General features: G+C 63.7%; 21 protein-coding genes. 4 read left to right on the top strand and 17 right to left on the bottom strand.

Annotation, left to right across the window (positions count from 1 at the left end; all coding sequences use genetic code 11):
* Positions 1 to 177 precede the first annotated feature (177 nt).
* The 4 genes from EB815_RS05720 to tesB all read right to left on the bottom strand — a co-directional run bounded on the left by EB815_RS05720 (position 178) and on the right by tesB (position 3,699).
* Positions 178 to 453, bottom strand: a complete 276-nt coding sequence (locus tag EB815_RS05720; protein ID WP_056574716.1) for a hypothetical protein — start codon at positions 451 to 453, stop codon at positions 178 to 180.
* A gap of 337 nt (positions 454 to 790) precedes the next feature.
* Positions 791 to 2,146, bottom strand: a complete 1,356-nt coding sequence (locus EB815_RS05715) for an ammonium transporter (protein WP_056574714.1) — start codon at positions 2,144 to 2,146, stop codon at positions 791 to 793.
* A gap of 31 nt (positions 2,147 to 2,177) precedes the next feature.
* Positions 2,178 to 2,516, bottom strand: coding sequence for a P-II family nitrogen regulator (locus EB815_RS05710; protein WP_056574711.1), 339 nt, complete (start codon positions 2,514 to 2,516; stop codon positions 2,178 to 2,180).
* Positions 2,517 to 2,838: 322 nt separating this feature from the next.
* Positions 2,839 to 3,699 carry an acyl-CoA thioesterase II gene (gene tesB / locus EB815_RS05705; protein WP_056574708.1) on the bottom strand — a complete coding sequence of 287 codons (861 nt, stop codon included), beginning with the start codon at positions 3,697 to 3,699 and terminating at the stop codon, positions 2,839 to 2,841.
* Between the two features lie 98 nt (positions 3,700 to 3,797).
* Here tesB and EB815_RS05700 point away from each other — a divergent pair, with 98 nt between their 5' ends.
* A complete protein-coding gene (locus EB815_RS05700; RefSeq protein ID WP_056574705.1) occupies positions 3,798 to 5,057 on the top strand; it encodes a ubiquinone biosynthesis hydroxylase in 1,260 nt (419 codons plus the stop codon).
* Positions 5,058 to 5,214: 157 nt separating this feature from the next.
* On the opposite strand, the gene EB815_RS05695 is transcribed toward EB815_RS05700, so the two are convergent.
* From EB815_RS05695 to EB815_RS05685, 3 genes are all read right to left on the bottom strand, one after another.
* A complete protein-coding gene (locus EB815_RS05695) occupies positions 5,215 to 5,742 on the bottom strand; it encodes a hypothetical protein (protein ID WP_056574702.1) in 528 nt (175 codons plus the stop codon).
* Between the two features lie 158 nt (positions 5,743 to 5,900).
* The gene (locus EB815_RS05690) at positions 5,901 to 6,257 is read right to left on the bottom strand and encodes a YciI family protein (protein ID WP_056574699.1); all 357 of its coding nucleotides are present in this window, start codon (positions 6,255 to 6,257) and stop codon (positions 5,901 to 5,903) included.
* Entirely contained in the window at positions 6,254 to 6,481 is a 228-nt protein-coding gene (locus EB815_RS05685; RefSeq protein WP_056574696.1) for a hypothetical protein, read from the bottom strand. The genes EB815_RS05690 and EB815_RS05685 overlap by 4 nt, the downstream gene beginning before the upstream one ends.
* A 220-nt stretch (positions 6,482 to 6,701) precedes the next feature.
* Here EB815_RS05685 and EB815_RS05680 point away from each other — a divergent pair, with 220 nt between their 5' ends.
* Positions 6,702 to 7,127, top strand: coding sequence for an OsmC family protein (locus EB815_RS05680; RefSeq protein ID WP_010912297.1), 426 nt, complete (start codon positions 6,702 to 6,704; stop codon positions 7,125 to 7,127).
* A gap of 141 nt (positions 7,128 to 7,268) precedes the next feature.
* Here the strand turns inward: EB815_RS05680 and EB815_RS05675 are convergent, their stop codons facing one another.
* Complete coding sequence (locus tag EB815_RS05675) at positions 7,269 to 8,240, bottom strand: helix-turn-helix transcriptional regulator (RefSeq protein WP_056574693.1); 972 nt, start codon at positions 8,238 to 8,240, stop codon at positions 7,269 to 7,271.
* 173 nt (positions 8,241 to 8,413) lie between these two features.
* On the opposite strand from EB815_RS05675, the gene EB815_RS05670 reads away from it, so the two are divergent.
* Together EB815_RS05670 and EB815_RS05665 are read left to right on the top strand one after the other, a co-directional pair.
* The gene (locus EB815_RS05670; protein WP_081295004.1) at positions 8,414 to 8,566 is read left to right on the top strand and encodes a hypothetical protein; all 153 of its coding nucleotides are present in this window, start codon (positions 8,414 to 8,416) and stop codon (positions 8,564 to 8,566) included.
* Positions 8,563 to 8,796, top strand: coding sequence for a hypothetical protein (locus EB815_RS05665; RefSeq protein ID WP_056574690.1), 234 nt, complete (start codon positions 8,563 to 8,565; stop codon positions 8,794 to 8,796). The genes EB815_RS05670 and EB815_RS05665 overlap by 4 nt, the downstream gene beginning before the upstream one ends.
* Before the next feature lie 57 nt (positions 8,797 to 8,853).
* Here the strand turns inward: EB815_RS05665 and EB815_RS05660 are convergent, their stop codons facing one another.
* The 9 genes from EB815_RS05660 to sdhC form a co-directional block, all read right to left on the bottom strand.
* On the bottom strand, positions 8,854 to 9,483 hold the full coding sequence (locus EB815_RS05660) for a YceH family protein (RefSeq protein ID WP_056574687.1): 630 nt from the start codon (positions 9,481 to 9,483) through the stop codon (positions 8,854 to 8,856).
* Positions 9,484 to 9,732: 249 nt separating this feature from the next.
* The gene (locus tag EB815_RS05655) at positions 9,733 to 11,376 is read right to left on the bottom strand and encodes an LTA synthase family protein (protein ID WP_056574681.1); all 1,644 of its coding nucleotides are present in this window, start codon (positions 11,374 to 11,376) and stop codon (positions 9,733 to 9,735) included.
* 409 nt (positions 11,377 to 11,785) lie between these two features.
* Positions 11,786 to 12,232: a DUF983 domain-containing protein gene (locus EB815_RS05650; RefSeq protein ID WP_081295003.1), complete on the bottom strand. Its 447-nt coding sequence runs from the start codon at positions 12,230 to 12,232 to the stop codon at positions 11,786 to 11,788.
* Between the two features lie 154 nt (positions 12,233 to 12,386).
* Positions 12,387 to 13,778: a PLP-dependent aminotransferase family protein gene (locus EB815_RS05645; protein WP_056574679.1), complete on the bottom strand. Its 1,392-nt coding sequence runs from the start codon at positions 13,776 to 13,778 to the stop codon at positions 12,387 to 12,389.
* 159 nt (positions 13,779 to 13,937) lie between these two features.
* Positions 13,938 to 14,717: a succinate dehydrogenase iron-sulfur subunit gene (locus EB815_RS05640; protein ID WP_010912301.1), complete on the bottom strand. Its 780-nt coding sequence runs from the start codon at positions 14,715 to 14,717 to the stop codon at positions 13,938 to 13,940.
* Entirely contained in the window at positions 14,717 to 15,154 is a 438-nt protein-coding gene (locus EB815_RS05635) for a DUF3052 family protein (RefSeq protein ID WP_056574676.1), read from the bottom strand. The genes EB815_RS05640 and EB815_RS05635 overlap by 1 nt, the downstream gene beginning before the upstream one ends.
* Positions 15,155 to 15,156: 2 nt before the next feature.
* Complete coding sequence (gene sdhA, locus EB815_RS05630; RefSeq protein WP_056574672.1) at positions 15,157 to 16,992, bottom strand: succinate dehydrogenase flavoprotein subunit; 1,836 nt, start codon at positions 16,990 to 16,992, stop codon at positions 15,157 to 15,159.
* Between the two features lies 1 nt (position 16,993).
* Positions 16,994 to 17,389 (bottom strand): succinate dehydrogenase, hydrophobic membrane anchor protein, encoded by a 396-nt coding sequence (gene sdhD / locus EB815_RS05625; protein ID WP_056574669.1) that lies wholly within the window; start codon positions 17,387 to 17,389, stop codon positions 16,994 to 16,996.
* A 2-nt stretch (positions 17,390 to 17,391) separates the two neighbouring features.
* Entirely contained in the window at positions 17,392 to 17,811 is a 420-nt protein-coding gene (sdhC, locus tag EB815_RS05620; RefSeq protein WP_056574665.1) for a succinate dehydrogenase, cytochrome b556 subunit, read from the bottom strand.
* Positions 17,812 to 17,961 lie beyond the last annotated feature (150 nt).

Raw genomic sequence — 17,961 nt, 5'->3', positions numbered from 1 at the left:
GCATGACGCACTCCGGCAGATTCGGAAGTCAGACTAGCTGTGGGAAGGTTAAGGCCGCATTAACCATGGCTTTTTACCGATGCCGTCCCGCGGACGAGAGTGGCGGGCCGCGAAGCCCGCCATTCTTGTCTTCAAACGCCGATGCGATCAGGGCCCTCCGGACCCGATCCCGCGCGATCATTTGTGACCGGCGTACATCATCAGGTTGGCGCAGAATTCGGCATGAGGCTTGCTCATCGCCGCGTCCTGGCACTCCTTCATCATCGCATCCTGCTTGTCCTTGGCCGTCGCGGCCCAGGCCGCCTTGAAGTCCGCTTCCGACTTCATCGTCTTCATGCCGGAATCGGTGAAGAACGGCGCCATGTTGTCGGGCTCGTCGAGCGCGCCAGCAAGTGCAACACCGCTGAGCATCGACAGAGCCAGCGCTCCCAGGAACATGTTCTTAATGTTCATCAGTTGGTTCCTTCCCTGTTGGTAGCGAGCGTCGGAACGGCGCTCGCTACCCCAGTACGGAGCCGGAAGGCCCTATGTTTCTTCCCTTTGGCCGATCACGCGAACGTGATCCTTCCGAAAAACGATTCCTCATTCATCTTTTCGAAGCGTACGATTTTCCAAAAAAAGAGGCCCGAATTGCTTCGGGCCTCAATGCGTGAGCCTCTTTCGAGAACGTCACGACGGGATCTCTGGAGCAACTCCGGTGAAAACCGAACCGCGGTCTTCAGTTGGAAAGTTGCGTGAAAATATGGGGCCGGCGGGAGGAGGATCCGCCGGCCCCTTGGCGAGGCTGGCCTTACGGCACCACTTCGCCATGCTGGGAGATGTCGAGGCCTTCGACCTCTTCCTGGGTCGTCGGACGCAGGCCGACCAGCGCCTTGACGATGTAGAGGATCACGAAGGTGGCGATCGCCGTCCACAGGATGGTGAAGACGATGCCGTAGAGCTGCTTGCCGACGGAGGCGCCCGACGACAGGCTGTTGATCGCCGGGTCGGCGAGCAGGCCGGTCAGCAACGCACCAACCACGCCGCCGACGCCATGGACGCCGAAGGCATCGAGCGAGTCGTCATAGCCGAACATGTGCTTCACCTTGACCGCCGAGATGTAGCAGACCACGCCAGCGACGATGCCGACGATGAAGGCGCCGGTCGGGTTGACGAAGCCGGAAGCCGGCGTCACCGCGACCAGGCCGGCAACGGCACCCGAGATGATGCCGAGCACCGAAGGCTTCTTGGCGACGATCCATTCGGCGAACATCCAGGCAAGGGCCGCCGCGGCGGTGGCGACCTGGGTGTTGAGCATGGCGGCACCGGCAAGGCCGTCGGCCGCCAGTTCCGAACCGGCGTTGAAGCCGAACCAGCCGACCCACAGCAGCGAAGCGCCGATCACCGAATAGACCAGGTTATGCGGCGCCATGTTGGTGGTGCCATAGCCTTCGCGCTTGCCCAGAACCAGGGCGCAGACGAGACCGGCGACACCGGCATTGATGTGGACGACCGTGCCGCCGGCGAAGTCGAGCACGCCGGCCGCGCCAAGGAAGCCGCCGCCCCAGACCCAATGCGCGATCGGCGCATAGACGACCAGCAGCCACAGCGCCATGAAGATCAGCAGCGCCGAGAATTTCATGCGCTCGGCGAAGGCACCGGCGATGAGGGCAGGCGTGATGATGGCGAAGGTCATCTGGAACATCGAGAAGACGAATTCAGGAATGTTCGCGACCCCGGGCGCCCACAGCGTCGAGGTGGTGATGCCGTGATGGAAGAATTTCGAGAAGCCGCCGAGATAGGCATTCATGCCGCCGCCGTCGGAGAAGGCCAGCGAATAGCCGAACATGAACCACAGGATCGTCACCAGGCAGGTGATGGCGAAGCTCTGCATGATGGTGGCGAGCACGTTCTTCTTGCGCACCATGCCGCCGTAGAACAGCGCCAGGCCGGGGATGGTCATCATCAGCACCAACGCCGTCGAGGTCAGCATCCAGGCGGTATTGCCGGTATCGAGCACCGGTGTCGGGGCGGCGGCCGGTGCGGCGGCGGCAGCGGCCGGAGCTGCTTCCTGCGCGAAGGCGGCGACGCTGCCCAATGCTGCGAGAGCAAGCGAGCCCAGAAGGGCCGCCCGTCCCGTCGTCTTCAAGGTGGAAGAAATATTCATTGAACTCTCCATTGGAATACGTGTTCGCCGCTTAGAGCGCGTCGGTGTCTGTTTCGCCGGTGCGGATACGCACCGCCTGGTCGATGCCGAAAACGAAGATCTTGCCGTCGCCGATCTGGCCGGTCTTGGCCGCGGCGGTGATGGCTTCGACGGCCTTGTCGACCGTGTCGCCACTGACCGCGACCTCGATCTTGATCTTCGGCAGGAAACTGACCGCGTATTCCGCCCCGCGATAGATTTCCGTATGCCCCTTCTGACGCCCGTAGCCTTTGACTTCGGTGACGGTCAGGCCCTGGATGCCGACGGCGGTAAGCGCTTCGCGCACCTCGTCCAGCTTGAACGGCTTGATGATTGCCATCACGATTTTCATAAGGTTTCACCCTTTGCTGTTGCGGTCCCCCGCGTTTGCACGACTTCACCGATCCCAAGGAGCCGGAGAGTGCCCCCAAGGATTCAAGCTCCGTGCCAAGTGCCAAAGCAGCGTGTTAACCTGTTGTAAACAAAGGGAATGGAGTGACCGAAGTCAGCAGGCGCAGATCCCTGCGGCGTGCTGCATGCTTAAAATTTATGCAATTTTTCCATTTTGCCTATTTTGCCGGCTTTGGGCATGGCGCCGAAAAGGAGGAGCCGGTTTTCTCGGACAAACGGTTTTCGTTTGTCCGGTCATCCTGCTCAAACAAGACTCGCAATGCTCAACGCTTGAGCCGGATCAAGCCTTCCTGGGCCATCGAGGCGATCAGCGTGCCGTCACGGGCATAGAGGGTGCCACGGCTGAAGCCGCGCGATCCCGAACTCGAAGGGCTGTCCTGCGCATAGAGCAGCCAGCCGTCAAGCGAATGCGGCCGGTGGAACCACATGGAATGGTCGAGACTCGCCGCCTGGATATCGGGATCGAACAGGCCGCGCCCATGCGCGAAGGTCGAGGTGTCGAGCAGTGTCATGTCCGAGAGATAGGCGAGCAGCACCGATTGCAGCGCGCGGTCGTCGGGAACCGGCCCGGCAAGACGGATCCAGACATTCTGCCGGGGCGGCAGCTTGTCGCGGCTCTCATAGTGCTGGAGATTGACCGGCCTGAGCTCCAGCGGCCGCTCACGCGCCCAGAAACGGCGCACCGCTTCCGGTACACGTTCGGCCTTCTCGAGCAGCTGCCGCTGGGTCTGCAGGCCCTCCGGAGGCGGCACGTCGTCGGGCAGCGCGAATTGATGCTCGAGCCCCTTTTCATCGACCTGGAACGAGGCTTCCAGCGAAAAGATCGCCTGTCCGTGCTGGATTGCCAGCACGCGTCGGGTGGTGAAGGAGCCGCCGTCGCGGATGCGGTCGACCTCGTAGACGATCGGCACCTTGATATCGCCCGGCCGCATGAAATAGCCGTGCAGCGAATGCACGAAGCGGTCCGGCTCGACCGTGCGCTGCGCCGCCACCAGCGCCTGGGCGATGGTCTGGCCGCCGAACACGCGCTGCCACTCCACCTGGGGGCTGCGACCACGATACAGATTGTGTTCGAGCCTCTCGAGGTCGAGAATGCGCAGAAGCTCGTCCATGGCCGCCGTCATGTTTTGTGACCTTACCGCAAAATTGCTATGGCGGTTTCCGACAGGAAGGACGAGCCGTCAAGGGCGCAAGCCCGGTCGGTGCGCAAGGAGCCAGGACAATGGAACGCAAGGCGGACGCCAAGACCAGACCCGGGCTCGATGTCCTCGTTGCCGGCGCCGGCTATGTCGGGCTGGCCGCCGCCGTCTCGCTGAAGCAGGCGCGGCCGGGTCTTGCCGTGGCGTTGGTCGATGCCGCGCCGGCCGGCGTCTGGCAACGCGATGGCCGCGCCTCGGCCATTGCCGCCGCCGCCTGCCGCATGCTCGACCAGCTCGGCGTCTGGGCCGAGATCGCGCCGCAGGCGCAGGCCATCACCGAAATGATCATCACCGATTCGCGCAGCTCCGATCCGGTGCGCCCCGTCTTCCTGACCTTCGGCGGGGAAGTGGCGCCGGGCGAGCCCTTCGCGCACATGGTCGCCAACAAGGCGTTGAACGGCGCCTTGCGCGGCAGGGCCGAGAAGCTCGGCATCGACATCATCGAAGGCGTCGCGGTGCAGGGTTTTGAGACCGGCGGTGCCGGCATATCGGTGCACCTGGCCGACGGAGCCGCGCTGACGGCGCGGCTGCTGGTCGCCGCGGACGGCGTCAATTCGAAGCTGCGCGACATGGCCGGCATCAAGACGGTGAAATGGGAATACGGCCAGTCCGGCATCGTCTGCACGGTGGCGCATGAGCGGCCTCACAATGGCCGCGCCGAAGAGCATTTCCTGCCCGCCGGACCCTTTGCCACGCTGCCGCTGAAACCCGACGAGGACGGCACCAACCGTTCGTCGATCGTCTGGGTCGAACGCACGGAGGATGCCAAGGCGCTCGTGGAAGGCGACGATCTCGTCTTCGAACATGAGCTCGAACAGCGCTTTGGCCTGAAGCTCGGCGAGATCCGTGTCGCCGACAAGCCGCGCGCCTGGCCGCTCGGCCTCACCATTGCACGCGCCTTCGTCGCGCCGCGTGTGGCCCTTGCCGGCGACGCCGCCCACGGCATCCATCCGATCGCCGGACAGGGCCTCAACCTCGGCTTCAAGGATGTGGCGGCACTTGCCGAGGTGATCGTCGAGGCGGACCGGCTCGGCCAGGACATCGGCGCGCTCGACGTGCTCGAGCGCTACCAGCAATGGCGCCGTTTCGACACGGTGCAGATGGGCGTCACCACGGATGTGCTGAACCGGCTGTTTTCAAACGACATCACCCCACTGCGCACCGTTCGCGACATCGGCCTCGGCCTCGTCGAGCGCATGCCGCGCCTGAAGGAATTCTTTATCCGGCAGGCGTCAGGGCTGTCCGCCGGTACGCCGAGGCTTTTGAAGGGCGAAGCAATCTAGTCGTCTTGGTGGCGCCGGGGTGTGTTGAGATTCAGGTCAGGCCGAGTCGAGAACGGTAGCTTTCGAGAACCGGAGCGGAGCGTACTTAAGTACGTGAGCACCGGAAGCGCAGAAAGCTGCCGTTCGCAGACCGGCCTCACCTGAATATCAGCACACCCTAGTTCACCTCGAAACCCAGCTTCTGCCGCAGCCTCAGCATGCGCTGGTCGGCGATTTCGAGCCGCTTCTCGCCGCCTTGGGCCGCACGGTTCACCATCTGCAGCAGATCGTTTCGTTCCGATACGTCAAGGCGCTCGCGCAGGAACGGCGCCAGCTTGTCGATGACGACAGTGGTGTCGTCGATCTGTGAGGCCGCCCACTTGGCGTAGATGATCGCCTCGTCGGTCTTCTTCTTGTCGGCGATCTCGGAGATCACCGCGCGGATGACGGCTTCTCGCCGCGGCAGGATAGGCCCGTTCTCGGAGACCATCGATGTGATCAGCGTCGCGGCGGCCACCACCGGATCGTCGATCGCCGTCAGCGGCGACAGGGCCGCCTGGTTGCGCAGCTTCTTGCGCCTGATGTTGCCTCGCACTCGCCCGACGACATCGGCGACCTCGCGCGCGGCGTCGTTCATGGCCTTCATCCGGTACCACCAGAGCGCCGCCGCCCCGAGCACGCCAAGGACAGCAATCAGGAAAGGCATGTCGAAATCCCCAGGAGCCGAGGGACGATAGGAGAACTGCCGCGTTGCTTCAACACGCAAGAATTGCCGCCGGCGAAGAAAAAGCAATTTGCGGCTGGTATAGCCTGGGCGACTGGATAAGCCGATTTGCAGGCCCAACCGCCAAAGCCAGGCGCCGCCTATGACCCGGGTATGTCATAGATCGCCCTGACCTCGATCGTACCGAGTTCGGCCAGCGGAATGTCGGCGGCGATGTCCAGCGCTTCCTCGAGAGTGTCCGCCTCGACCATGACGAAGCCAAGCAACTGCTCCTTGGTTTCGGCGAAAGGGCCGTCGGTGACAAGGCGCTTGCCCCTGCGCCGTCGCACCGACTTCGAGGTCTTCACCGACTGCAGCGCCTGCGCGATGATCAGCTTGCCCTGTTGGTCCAAGGACCTGTCATAGGCCAGCGAATCGGCGTCGAGCTTGGCCCCACGCTCCACGGTCAATGCATGGAGGTCTTTTTCCTCACCATAGACCAGGCAGACATATTTCATTGCGCGCTCCCGTGCCGCGATGAACCATAGGATGCGGCGATGGGCGTGTCAGCCTTGCCGTCGACCGCGGCCGTGCGGTCGAGAAGGCATGCCGCGGCGCCGATGATGGCAACAGCCGCCAGCAGCCTGCCGAGGCCGGGCGCGGGCGGATCGCGCCAGAAGTCTTCCTGTCGCACGGCCTTTTGGCCTGGCCGCGCCCATAGCGCGAAAAACAGATTGTCCATGTGAACCTCCATCCGGCCACAAATCCCATGGCCGCCCCCAGGACGGCCGGGCCGGATGGAAGTCGACATTTTCGCACGCGCTTTTTTCAGAAAAAATTTCGGCGCGACACCAATGTCGCGGTTTCCGCGGCCATCGCGCGGTGGCCTTCGCCGGCGCCCGCGCTATAGTTGGCAGGAACGCTGGCGCCGGGCCGGCGCAATCGAGGCCAAGGAGGACTTCATGGACCGCACCGCCACCGCCGTCTGGAAAGGCAATCTGAAAGAAGGCAAGGGCACGCTCGACAGCCAGAGCGGAACCTTGAAAGGCACGCCCTATTCGTTCAAGGCGCGCTTCGAGGATGAAAGCGGCAAATCCGGCACCAATCCGGAAGAGCTGATCGCGGCCGCCCATGCCGGTTGCTACGCCATGCAGCTTTCGCATTTCCTGGCCGAGAACGGCACGCCCGCCGCCGAACTCGACGCCAAGGCCGTGGTGACGCTGGTCCCGGGCACCGGCATCACCGGCAGCGCGATCACGCTGGTCGGCAAGGTGCCCGGCATCGATGCGGCGAAATTCAAGGAATTGGCCGAGAAGGCCAAGGCCGAATGCCCGGTCTCCAAGGCTCTTGGCGCCATAAAAGTGTCGCTCGACGCCAGGCTTGGCTAGACCAATTCCTGGATAAATATGAAACGGTTTTCCCGGGAAAGCGCGTAGCGCTTTCCCTTGGGGATGCGTCAGGACAAGAGTCGGAGCAACACGACCTTGATTGCGGGCGCCAGCTTCCCGGCTGGCGTTCGCGGTTGAGAATCAACTCTTCGACGCCCCCGCCCGCACATCGGACGGCGTTGCATCGTAGCGGCGCCGGAACGCCCGGTTGAAATAGGACAGGTCGTTGAAGCCGGCCTCGAAGGCGATCGCGGTGATGCTGCGGCCTGAGTGGCGCGGATCTGAAAGCATGCGATGCGCACGCAGCAGGCGCTGGCCGAGCATGAAGTCCGATAGCGACGTCCCCTCACCCTCGAACAGCTTCCGGATATAACGGGCCGAAAGGCGGTGACGACGGGCGATGTCCTCGGCCGACAGGCCGCCGTGCCCGCCATGGGTCGCAATATCGGCCTTGATGGCACGCAGCCGCGCCACGCGCACGCCGCGCCCGCGCGCGATTTCGGCCGCCTCCCGGGTCGCCCCCATGGCCAGCGCCACGAGATCGAACATATGCGCCGTCGCCAGACGCCAGGTCTCCGGCGTCAGCGCGTCGCCGGAATCCTGGAGCGACTGGACATAGTCGAGCAGCAACCGCATCGGCCCGCTGCCGGTCGCCAGGGGCTGCATCAGGGCCCGGGCCGGATCGCCGATCAGCGGTGAAAGCTCTCTAAGCGAAAAGCTCATATTGACGAAGCGAAAGCCGCCGGGCTGGATGACGTTGAGGCCGACCTCTTCTCCGCTCATCATCAGCGCTTGGCCGTTGCCGACCGCCTCTTCGCGACCGCGATGCTTCATGACGCTCGCGCCGTCGAGAGCCGCCAGTAGGATGAGATCGTCGCTTTCGATCAGCGATGTCGAGTGATGGACGCGGAATTCCGAGGAGGTGCCGGTGGCGATGCCAAGACCCGGCAGCGCGCGCACCTTCATGTCGACCTGGGTGGGACCGAGCGGATCGAGGTCGACCTTGAGCACCGTGCGGCCATAGACCTCGCGCATGACCTCGATACGGTCCCGCTCGGGAACCATGTCGGTAATCAGTCGAAACGAGGCGGTTGGCCCCATCGTCGCCGTCATCGGCCCCCCCATGCCAGAGCGCGCATATGCGCTGTGACCCCGAAAACGTCAATACAGGGCCGTTTGGGCCGTTTTTAGGGCCGCTGCGTCCAAGCTGGCCTCATTCCCCGGACCTAGTTTGCGGCGCGCTTCCGACCCGGAGCCGCAAGCCGAAACAACCATAAGGGGGTTCGATGTATCATTTGCAACTGTTCAAGACCCTGTCGGGTCTCGCGTCGGCGGGCTTCAATCCACGCGTCTATCTGCTGTCCATCGCTCTCGGTGGAACCGTTGCCGACCACCGCGACCTGAAGCGGCCGCCGCGCCCTGGGGAGCGTCAGCCATGAGGCTTACCCTGAAGACCGGCAAGACCGTGGTACGGGGTTCGACCCTGGTCTTCACGCCAACGGCTGGAAGCTACAAATCCGTCAATGGCTGCCTGCCCGATTTGACAGGCCTGTGGAAATTCAAGCCGGGCGATTTGAAGCCGGTTTCGCTGCGCTGGCGACTGGAGGGCGGGCAGCTGCGGCTGATCGCCCCTGACGGGGAAATGAGCGGCGTTTATGGCAGGAAGTGAGGCGCCTGGCCGGCTCCGCCGGTCAGCGGCTCGATGCCGGCACGCAGCCTCGCGGCTTCAACCGCCCAGCGCGTCAAGCCGGGCGCGGAGTGCGGCGACTTCCTGCTCCAGCGCCTCCAGCCTCGCTTCCAGGTCGGAATGAGGCTGGGCCGGCGCATTGCGCTGCGCCGATAGCACCGCGACGTCCACCGGGCCGGCGAGAAGATGCACGTAACGGTCCTCGCGCTGTCCCGGCCCCCGCGGTATTTCCTGGACCAGCGGCGGCCGGCGGCCGATTAGCATGTCGAGTTCGCCGCGCAGGTCTTCGATCGACGCAAACCGCGCCATGCGCTCGGCTCGCGCCAGGAGCTCATGCGCCGTCTGCGGTCCGCGCAGCAACAGCAGGCCAAGCAACGCGCTCTGCGGCGTGGTCAGCGAGAAGCGCTGCGCCATCTGATGTTCGTAGCGCTCGACGCGCGAGCCGAACATCTGCCGCACCAGCCCCTTCTGCTCGAGCAGCTTCAGTGCCCGGTGCACCTCTGTCTGCTCCAGCGCCATCACCGGCTCGCGCGCCGTCTTCTGGTTGGCGGCGGCAAGTGCACTGTTGAGCGTCAGCGGGTAGACATCAGGCGTGAGTTCCTTCTTCTCGATCAGGCAACCGAGCACGCGCGCTTCGACGGGATTGAGGATGGGAAGGTCTTCGCTCATGAAAGTTGTTCAGCCTCCCGGCGGTAAAATTCGGTTGCAACGGCATATTTGCGCGCTTGGCGGGCCTCATCCCTGACCGTGGCGGCAAGGTTCATTTCGTGGTGACCATAGCGTGCTTCGAAATAGTGCGCGATTGCGGGCGATGAGACCGGACCCCATCTCCCGCGCCCGGCTTTCCGCTCGACCAGGCGGCGGACTTCAAGGCGCGATTTGGCGTCCAACACATATGCACGTAGCGCGCCTTGGCATCTAGTCCAACTCGACTTCGGACGCCACGTCAGCCCGTGACGGTTTCAACTGCCAGAACGATCTGACGAGCACATCCTCGGCATAGATCGCATCGTCGAACTGGGCTTGTCCAAACACCTGGGTCAGCGTCGGTCGGTCCCCGAGCAGCGAAACGCCAAAGCCAGCCTGGTCATTCGTCAGCGGCACCTCCAGTGCATCCAGAATGGTCGGAAATATGTCGATCGTGCCCGAAAGCCCAGCATACACTTTGGCAGGAATGCCTGTGCCCGAGAGAGAGAAAAAGTTGCGCCGTTCATATTTGTTCAAACGATCCGTCACAGTGCTTGGAGCACTAAGATGGTCGCTTTGCAGCACCAGAACGGTGTTTGCCATCAGGCCTTCGGCCTCGGCTTTATGGATGAAGTCCGCGATAAGCATGTTCGTGCATTTCACGGCATGGAGAATGTTGGGGGCCTGCGAGGAAAGTCCCGTCTTGCCGATACATTTGTCGGTCAGATAGCCATCCATCGCATGGCCGCCGCTGACGGCGATCGTCAGCGAGAACGGTTTGCCGCCTTGCTGCGCGCGCCGCAAGACGTCGAGGCTCATATCCAGAACCTGGGCGTCGTCGGCGCCGAATGAGCTGCCAGGCCCGCCGACGGCGGCCACCACATCGGCTCCCCCGAGAAGCGAAGAGTAGCCATGGGAAGCGTAGAATGCCCCCTGACCGGTAAAGCCGAGCGGCCAACCGGAAATGAAGTTCTGCCGATAGCCTCGTGCCCTTAGAACATCGCCCAGGCATGTCAGGCCCGGCAGGAATTGCGAATTCTCCTCCAGATATTGGCGCGTTGTGAAATAGGTCATCAGTAACGGCGTTCCGCAGTTCGCTGCCACCATTCCGGCCATGGAGTTGTTGGTGTAGGCGAGTTGCACCATGTTCGTCGCCGAAAGACCGCGCTTGTCGAATTCGAGCAACGGATCCATGACGTCTCCGAACTCCGCCTTGTTCACGTAAGTGCGCTCGGCGCTCTCGATGAAGATGTGGACCAGGTTCCTTGGCGCGGCCGCCACGGACGCCATGCCTGATTCTGGCTCTGTCAACGAAGTGATGTCTACGAACCGCGTGATCAGAAAATCATGCAACGGATTGGGATGGATCGCCGCCGAGATCGGACGCATCAGCATCGGGTTCGCCGCCAGGAAGAACGCCATCAGGGCAACGTCCAATCCTCTTGTCAGCGTGCCACGCGCCTTCAATGCGCCAAGGCCGAAGAGAACGACTGCAATGACCAGTATCGTACTGCCGGTATGCATCAGATATTCAAAGACGACACCGGGCGTGAGGATACCCGCATCGACATGCATCAACATCGCACCCCAATCAAAATAGCCGAAGGCGCTTTCGAGATAGATATAGACAAGGAATAGAAAGCCGGGGAAAAGCGCGAAATAGAGCCTGAACCACCCGGTTTTCTTCTGGCCTGCCTTTTTGTCCCGGAATCTTTCCATCGAAACAAGCGCGATTAAGATCCCTAGGCCGGCAGCAGCAAGCAGCCCCTTCTCCTGAAGATAGATCAGCGAGACAAGCCAAGTGAGCGATCCCACTGTTGCTGCGCTTATCAACGGCCCGGATACTGAGTACCGATTCAAGATGAAGCCGCGCATAACTTTGCTCTCGATCGACGATGCCAAAAATGGATATCGCGAACCGCTTAAAACTATACTAAGTCGATGCTGCAAGGCTCCGCGCATCAAGAGTCAATTACTTGCGTCACTTCTAATATAAGTTCGCCAAAAAACCTTGCCTTGGCGGGGAGCGTGCCTGGAAACAACGATCAGGCGCGGTCGGCCACTCATCAAGCAGGAGCAGCCCAGACAGGCGGGCCGCTGCGCAATCAGCCAGAACCGCCGAGCCATCTGAACTGACAGCGTTCGACACGCGAGCCGAACAAAGGCTACAACAGCCTTCTACTCAAGCCCTGGGTGAAAAATCCGCGGGCAGCGGCCATTTGATCCAATGCCTATAGCCGCCACCGATCGCGCCGTTCAACCGTCATTTTCGCGGTTGCTGTCGTCACCGCCTGTCGTCGCCAGGCAAGGTCGCGGACGAACCAGCCCCCACGGCGGACGCCGGCGGGATCAGCGGCGTCACCATCCGGCCCTCCTCCGCCTTGTAGAAATACTGGCTGGCCACCAGCCATCCCTTCAGCGGTCGCAGCGGCGGGATGCAGGTCAGGAGCATGAACGGCAAGGTGGTGAAGAGATGCACCCAGTAGGGCGCTTCGAAGCGCACCTCGATCCAGAGCGCCAGCACTACGCTCGGCACGCATGCGAAGCAGATCACGAAGAAAGCCGGGCCATCGGCGGGGTCGGCGAACGAATAGTCGAGCCCGCAGACCTCGCAGCCTTTGCGCAGCTTCAGGAAGCCCTCGAACAGATGTCCCTCGCCACAGCGCGGACACCGCCCCCTTATGCCCGTCTCAATCGGTGAGAGGGGAGGCCATTCGCGATCCTGAACCATTTGTTTTGCCCTTGTCTGCGGCGCGTGGAAACCCTGCCCTTTCGCGGTCACTCGCCCGCGTGCGGCGGCAGAACTTGCTGGTCCCCATGGCGTCATTGATTGCACAATGTATGTGGTATGTATGCATACATTGTCAAGAGCAATCCCTACAAGATCAAACCACCATCGACGACATGGCCGGCGACTGCGACAGAAGGTCCGCAACGATCCGCAGGCTGTCACGCAGATCGTCTTCATTGGCGGCCGCGCCAAGCCCAAGGCGGACAGCCTCGGGCGGCGAGGCGATGGCGAAGGCGTCGCTCGCCACCACGCCGATGCCGGCCGAGCGCAGGCGCGCGGTGAACTCGCCCCGCGTCCAGGGACCGGCCAGCCGCAGCCATGCGTGGAAACCCTGCGGGTCGGCCTGTCCGAAGCCGGGCGGCAGGATGGCGGCGGCGATCGCCTGCCGGCGACGCGACTCCTCGCGGATCGCGGCAAGGACCGCGTCGGCGGTGCCCTCCTCGATCCAGCGGGTCGCGATCGCGGCCGTCAGGGGAGAGGCCATGGAGGCGGTCGCCCTTATGGCGCTCGCCACCCTGGCGGCGGAGCGGCCATCCGGCGGCACGAGATAGGCGATCCGCAAGGCTGGGGACAGGCATTTCGCCAGGCCCGCGACATGATAGACGAGATCCGGCGCGAGCGCGGCCAGCGGCGGCACGGCGTCGGCCGGCAAGGCACCGTAGGCATCGTCCTCGATGATGGGCACCTGATGGCGGCGGGCAATCTCGATCAGGGCCTCGCGACGGCCGAGAGGCAGGGTCGCGGTCGTCGGATTGTGCAGGGTCGGCGTGCAGTAGAGTGCTTTTGGCCGATGTTCCGCGCACACGGCCTCGAATGCTTCGGGAATTAGTCCATGCTCGTCGATCGTCACGCCGACGAGATTGATCCTGAGATGCGCGGCAAGCGACCGGAAGCCGGGATAGGTCAGGGCCTCGACGCAGATCGTCTCCCCGGGTCCGGCGAGCACGCCGGCCAGCGCCAGCAGCGCGCCCTGTGCTCCGGGGCAGACCAGAAGCCGCTCCGCGGGAATGGCGCCGAGCCTCGGTGAAAGCCAGCGCGCGCCCGCGGCGCGGTCGCGCGCGGTTCCCCCGGCCTCCTGGTAGCGCAGAAGCAGGCCCAGCCCGTCATCCGCCCGCAGATCGGCAATTCGATCCCACATTCGCGCGACCAGCCCGGCATCCTCGAACCGGGGTGGCAGGTTCATGCTCATGTCGACAAGGCCGGTCGAGACACCTCGTCCCTCGCTCGGTCGCCGAGCCCGGACATAGGTGCCCTGCCCGACCCGCCCGTCGATCAGGCCCCGCTTGCGCGCCTCGGCATAGGCGCGGCTGACCGTGGTGAAATCGATGCCGAGCGCATCCGCCAGCGCGCGCTGCGGCGGCAGCCTGAAACCGCCGGCCAGCCGGCCCGAGACGATATCAGCCGACAGGGCATCGGCAATGGCGAGGTAGACCGGCCCGTCGCCCTTGCGGATGACCGGCGTCCATGAAGCCTGATTGTCGTCCATTGCCTTCGCCTCGCGATCCAGATGTATGGATATTGTATGTCACGGCAGGCGAATGCAAGGCCCCGACAACTGGCTGGCGAAGGGAACACTGCCGGCGACCGGACGATCCGACCTTGCCGACACCACAGCCCGCCCCAAGGGCGGGCAAGATAGTCGGCGTCAGACGCGCCGTTCGACCATCATCTTCTTGATCTCGGCGATCGCCTTGGCCGGGTTGAGGCCCTTGGGGCAGGTCTGCGCGCAGTTCATGATGGTATGGCAGCGGTAGAGCCGGAACGGGTCTTCGAGATTGTCGAGCCGCTCGCCCTTGGCCTCGTCGCGGCTGTCGATCAGCCAGCGATAGGCCTGCAGCAACGTCGCCGGGCCGAGATAGCGATCGCCGTTCCACCAGTAGCTCGGGCACGAGGTCGAGCAGCAGGCGCACAGGATGCATTCGTAGAGCCCGTCGAGCTTCTCGCGGTCCTCATGGCTCTGCAGCCATTCCTTGGCCGGCTGCGGCGACACCGTCTTCAGCCACGGCTCGATCGAGGCGTGCTGGGCGTAGAAATTGGTGAGATCGGGCACCAGGTCCTTGACCACCTGCATATGCGGCAGCGGATAGACTTTCACGGCGCCGGAAATGTCGTCGCAGCCCTTGGTGCAGGCCAGCGTGTTGGAGCCGTCGATGTTCATGGCGCAGGAGCCGCAAATGCCTTCGCGGCAGGAGCGGCGCAAGGTCAGCGTCGGGTCGATCTTGTTCTTGATCCAGAGCAGCGCGTCGAGCACCATCGGCCCGCAATCGTCCATGTCGACGAAATAGGTGTCGATGCGCGGATTCTCGTCATCGTCCGGCGACCAGCGGTAGATGCGGTATTCCCGCAGATTGGTGGCGCCCTCCGGCTTCGGCCAGGTCTTGCCCTGCTGGATCTTCGAGTTCTTGGGAAGCGTGAGTTCGACCATTACCTCAGGTCCTTTCGGATGACGAGCTTCAGCCCGGACCAGATTTCATTCACTGCGGCGACCTTGACGTCGACAAGGTCGCGCTTCAGCGCTTCAGTGCGCACGACCCCTTCGGTGACATCGGTCGGCACTTTCGATGCCTTTTTCGGCCAGGACACCCAGACCATGCCATCGCGCTTGATCGCCGCCTCGACATCGCCCAAGCGATTCTCGATCTCGGCGCGCTGCCTGGTGAAGGCGTGGACAGCGTCGTATTTGAGAGCAACACCGGAAATGCCGGACCAATCGGCCAGCCGGTCGACTTCGGCAAAGGCGACGGCGTCCGTCAGGCCGTCGAGTTCCGGCGGCAGCGCGATAAAGGCCGCGGTCATGCCGTCCTTCAGGCCGAGCTTGGCCGGAAGAGGCGTGCCGGAATATCCCGTCGCCGCCAGCGCCATCGTCAGTACACCCTGGCCTTGGGCGCGATCTTGGCGAGGCTGATGCCGCCGTCCTTTTCGGCCAGCAGCGGCTCGGTGTGCACCGGCCGGTAGCTGAGCGTCACCTTGCCGTCCTCACTCACCCTCGCCAGCGTGTGCTTGCGCCAGGCGGCATCGTCGCGCGCGGAAAAGTCTTCCCGCGCATGCGCGCCGCGGCTCTCCTTGCGCGCCTCGGCGCTGTAGACCGTGGTGATGGCATTGGCCATCAGGTTCTCCAGTTCCAGTGTCTCGACCAGGTCGGAATTCCAGATCATCGAGCGGTCGAAGACCTTGATGTCCTTGAGCTCGCCCCAGATTTCCGAAATGCGCTTGCAGCCGTTCTCCAGCGAGTCCTGCGTGCGGAACACGGCGGCGTCTTCCTGCATCGCCTTCTGCATCTTCTCGCGCAGCACCGCCGTCGGCGTCGAGCCATTGGCGTGGCGCAGCCCGTCGAAGCGATCCATGATCTTCTCGACCGAGGCTTCGTTGGGCGAAGGGATCGCCGCCTTGCGGTCGATGACCTGGCCGGCGCGGATCGCCGCGGCGCGGCCGAACACCACCAGATCGATCAGCGAGTTCGAGCCCAGCCGGTTGGCGCCGTGCACCGAGGCACAGCCGGCCTCGCCGACCGCCATCAGCCCGGGCGACACCCGGTCCGGGTTCTCCGCGGTTGGGTTCAGCACCTCGCCCCAGTAATTGGTTGGCACGCCGCCCATATTGTAGTGCACCGTCGGCAGAACCGGGATCGGCTCCTTGGTCAGGTCGACGCCGGCGAAGATCTTTGCCGATTCCGAGATGCCGGGCAGCCGCTCATGCAGCACGGCCGGATCGAGATGGTCGAGATGCAGGAAGATGTGATCCTTCTTCTTGCCGACGCCACGGCCCTCGCGGATCTCCAGCGTCATGCAGCGTGAGACGACGTCGCGCGAGGCAAGGTCCTTGGCCGACGGCGCGTAGCGCTCCATGAAGCGCTCGCCTTCGGAATTGACGAGGTAGCCGCCCTCGCCGCGCGCGCCTTCGGTGATCAGGCAGCCGGCGCCATAGATGCCGGTCGGGTGGAACTGCACGAACTCCATGTCCTGCAGCGGGAAGCCGGCCCGCGATGCCATGCCGCCGCCGTCGCCCGTGCAGGTGTGGGCCGAGGTGGCCGAGAAATAGGCGCGGCCGTAGCCGCCGGTCGCCAGCACCACCATCTTGGCCGAGAAGCGGTGGATGGTGCCGTCATCGAGATTCCAGGCGACGACGCCGGTGCAGGTGCCGTCCGGCTCCATGATCAGGTCGAGCGCGAAATACTCGATGAAGAACTGCGCGTTGTTCTTCAGCGACTGGCCGTAAAGCGTGTGCAGGATGGCGTGGCCGGTGCGGTCGGCGGCGGCGCAGGTGCGCTGCACCGGCGGGCCTTCACCGTAGTTCATCATGTGGCCGCCGAACGGCCGCTGGTAGATCTTGCCCTCTTCGGTGCGCGAGAACGGCACGCCATAGTGCTCGAGTTCGTAGACCGCCGCCGGTGCCTCGCGCACCAGATATTCCATGGCGTCGACATCGCCGAGCCAGTCCGACCCCTTGACGGTGTCGTACATGTGCCATTGCCAGGAATCCGGGCCCATATTGGACAGCGAGGCGGCAATGCCGCCTTGCGCCGCCACCGTGTGCGAGCGGGTTGGGAACACCTTGGTTATGCAGGCGGTGCGCAGGCCCTGCTCGGCCATGCCGAGCGTGGCGCGCAGGCCGGCACCGCCGGCCCCGACCACCACCACGTCGAACTTGTGATCGACAAAGGTGTAGCCTGCCGTGTTGGCTGATTTCGCGTCCTTGGCCAACTCAGCCTCCGAATGCCAGTTTGAGCAGGGCGAAGATCGAGGCGACGCCAACCGCTACAGTGAAAAATGTATTGAGCGCGATGAGCGCCAGCTTCATGCCTTCGCCATGCACGTAGTCCTCGATGATCACCTGCATGCCGAGCCGCATATGGATAAGGCCGGAGACCAGCACCAGGGCCAGCACAAGGGCGACGAACGGATTGGCAAGTGCCGCGCGCACCTCCGCATAGCCGGCGCCGTTGAGCGCGATGAGGAACCCGACGAAGAACAGTGTCAGCGGGATGTTGGCGATGGCCGTGAGACGCTGGCGCCAGAAGTGGCCGGTGCCCTCACGGGCGGAGCCGAGGCCGCGGACTTTCGCCAGCGGCGTGCGCATGTCGGTCTTGCCAGTACTCATGGTCAGGCTCCTCGCGCCATATAGCCGGCGACCCAGATCAGCAATGTGAGCAGGATCGAGCCCGCGAGCGTTGCCCAGGCGATCCTGGAGGCCGTGTGCTTTTCGAGGCCGGTGCCGGTATCCCAGACCAGGTGGCGCACGCCGCCCAGCATGTGATGCATCAGCGCCCAGGTGTAGCCGAACAGGATGAGCCGGCCGAGCCATGTGCCGAAGGCCCAGTTGACCCAGTCGAAAACCGGTTGCGAGCTTGCCGCCGCCATCAGCCAGGCCGCGACCAGCAGCGTGCCGAAATAAAGCGCGCCACCGGTGATGCGATGGATGATCGACATCGTCATGGTGATCGGCGGCCGGTACACGCTCAGGTGCGGCGAAAGTGGCCGTTCACGCCGGGCGAATTCGCGGGTGGCTGGTGATTTGCTCATGGCTCCCCCAGTTCGGCGTCTCTGGAGCCCCAGGTGGAAATGCGGCATTGCCGCTTTCGGTTGCGACTTCGGACAGCCGGTTTCTAATGCTCTTTTTGCACCGCGTCAAAGCCAGAAAATCGTTTTGGAAACGTCATTTAGTCTGACAAA

Source organism: Mesorhizobium loti, assembly GCF_013170705.1.
GTDB classification, from domain to species: Bacteria; Pseudomonadota; Alphaproteobacteria; order Rhizobiales; family Rhizobiaceae; genus Mesorhizobium; species Mesorhizobium loti_D.
Note: the sequence above shows the minus strand (reverse complement) of the source record. Positions and strands in the feature narration are given on the sequence as shown.

Excerpts from the sequence above, each read along its gene's own strand:
- EB815_RS05675 (WP_056574693.1), bottom strand. The coding sequence starts at position 8,240 with ATGACGGCGACGATGGGGCCAACCGCCTCGTTTCGACTGATTACCGAC.
- EB815_RS05655 (WP_056574681.1), bottom strand. The coding sequence starts at position 11,376 with ATGCGCGGCTTCATCTTGAATCGGTACTCAGTATCCGGGCCGTTGATA.
- EB815_RS05690 (WP_056574699.1), bottom strand. The coding sequence starts at position 6,257 with ATGAAATATGTCTGCCTGGTCTATGGTGAGGAAAAAGACCTCCATGCA.
- EB815_RS05685 (WP_056574696.1), bottom strand. The coding sequence starts at position 6,481 with ATGGACAATCTGTTTTTCGCGCTATGGGCGCGGCCAGGCCAAAAGGCC.
- EB815_RS05660 (WP_056574687.1), bottom strand. The coding sequence starts at position 9,483 with ATGAGCGAAGACCTTCCCATCCTCAATCCCGTCGAAGCGCGCGTGCTC.
- EB815_RS05695 (WP_056574702.1), bottom strand. The coding sequence starts at position 5,742 with ATGCCTTTCCTGATTGCTGTCCTTGGCGTGCTCGGGGCGGCGGCGCTC.
- tesB (WP_056574708.1), bottom strand. The coding sequence starts at position 3,699 with ATGACGGCGGCCATGGACGAGCTTCTGCGCATTCTCGACCTCGAGAGG.
- EB815_RS05710 (WP_056574711.1), bottom strand. The coding sequence starts at position 2,516 with ATGAAAATCGTGATGGCAATCATCAAGCCGTTCAAGCTGGACGAGGTG.
- EB815_RS05670 (WP_081295004.1), top strand. The coding sequence starts at position 8,414 with ATGTATCATTTGCAACTGTTCAAGACCCTGTCGGGTCTCGCGTCGGCG.
- EB815_RS05700 (WP_056574705.1), top strand. The coding sequence starts at position 3,798 with ATGGAACGCAAGGCGGACGCCAAGACCAGACCCGGGCTCGATGTCCTC.
- EB815_RS05640 (WP_010912301.1), bottom strand. The coding sequence starts at position 14,717 with ATGGTCGAACTCACGCTTCCCAAGAACTCGAAGATCCAGCAGGGCAAG.
- EB815_RS05720 (WP_056574716.1), bottom strand. The coding sequence starts at position 453 with ATGAACATTAAGAACATGTTCCTGGGAGCGCTGGCTCTGTCGATGCTC.
- sdhD (WP_056574669.1), bottom strand. The coding sequence starts at position 17,389 with ATGAGTACTGGCAAGACCGACATGCGCACGCCGCTGGCGAAAGTCCGC.
- EB815_RS05680 (WP_010912297.1), top strand. The coding sequence starts at position 6,702 with ATGGACCGCACCGCCACCGCCGTCTGGAAAGGCAATCTGAAAGAAGGC.
- sdhC (WP_056574665.1), bottom strand. The coding sequence starts at position 17,811 with ATGAGCAAATCACCAGCCACCCGCGAATTCGCCCGGCGTGAACGGCCA.
- EB815_RS05635 (WP_056574676.1), bottom strand. The coding sequence starts at position 15,154 with ATGGCGCTGGCGGCGACGGGATATTCCGGCACGCCTCTTCCGGCCAAG.
- EB815_RS05715 (WP_056574714.1), bottom strand. The coding sequence starts at position 2,146 with ATGAATATTTCTTCCACCTTGAAGACGACGGGACGGGCGGCCCTTCTG.
- EB815_RS05645 (WP_056574679.1), bottom strand. The coding sequence starts at position 13,778 with ATGGACGACAATCAGGCTTCATGGACGCCGGTCATCCGCAAGGGCGAC.
- EB815_RS05665 (WP_056574690.1), top strand. The coding sequence starts at position 8,563 with ATGAGGCTTACCCTGAAGACCGGCAAGACCGTGGTACGGGGTTCGACC.
- EB815_RS05650 (WP_081295003.1), bottom strand. The coding sequence starts at position 12,232 with ATGGTTCAGGATCGCGAATGGCCTCCCCTCTCACCGATTGAGACGGGC.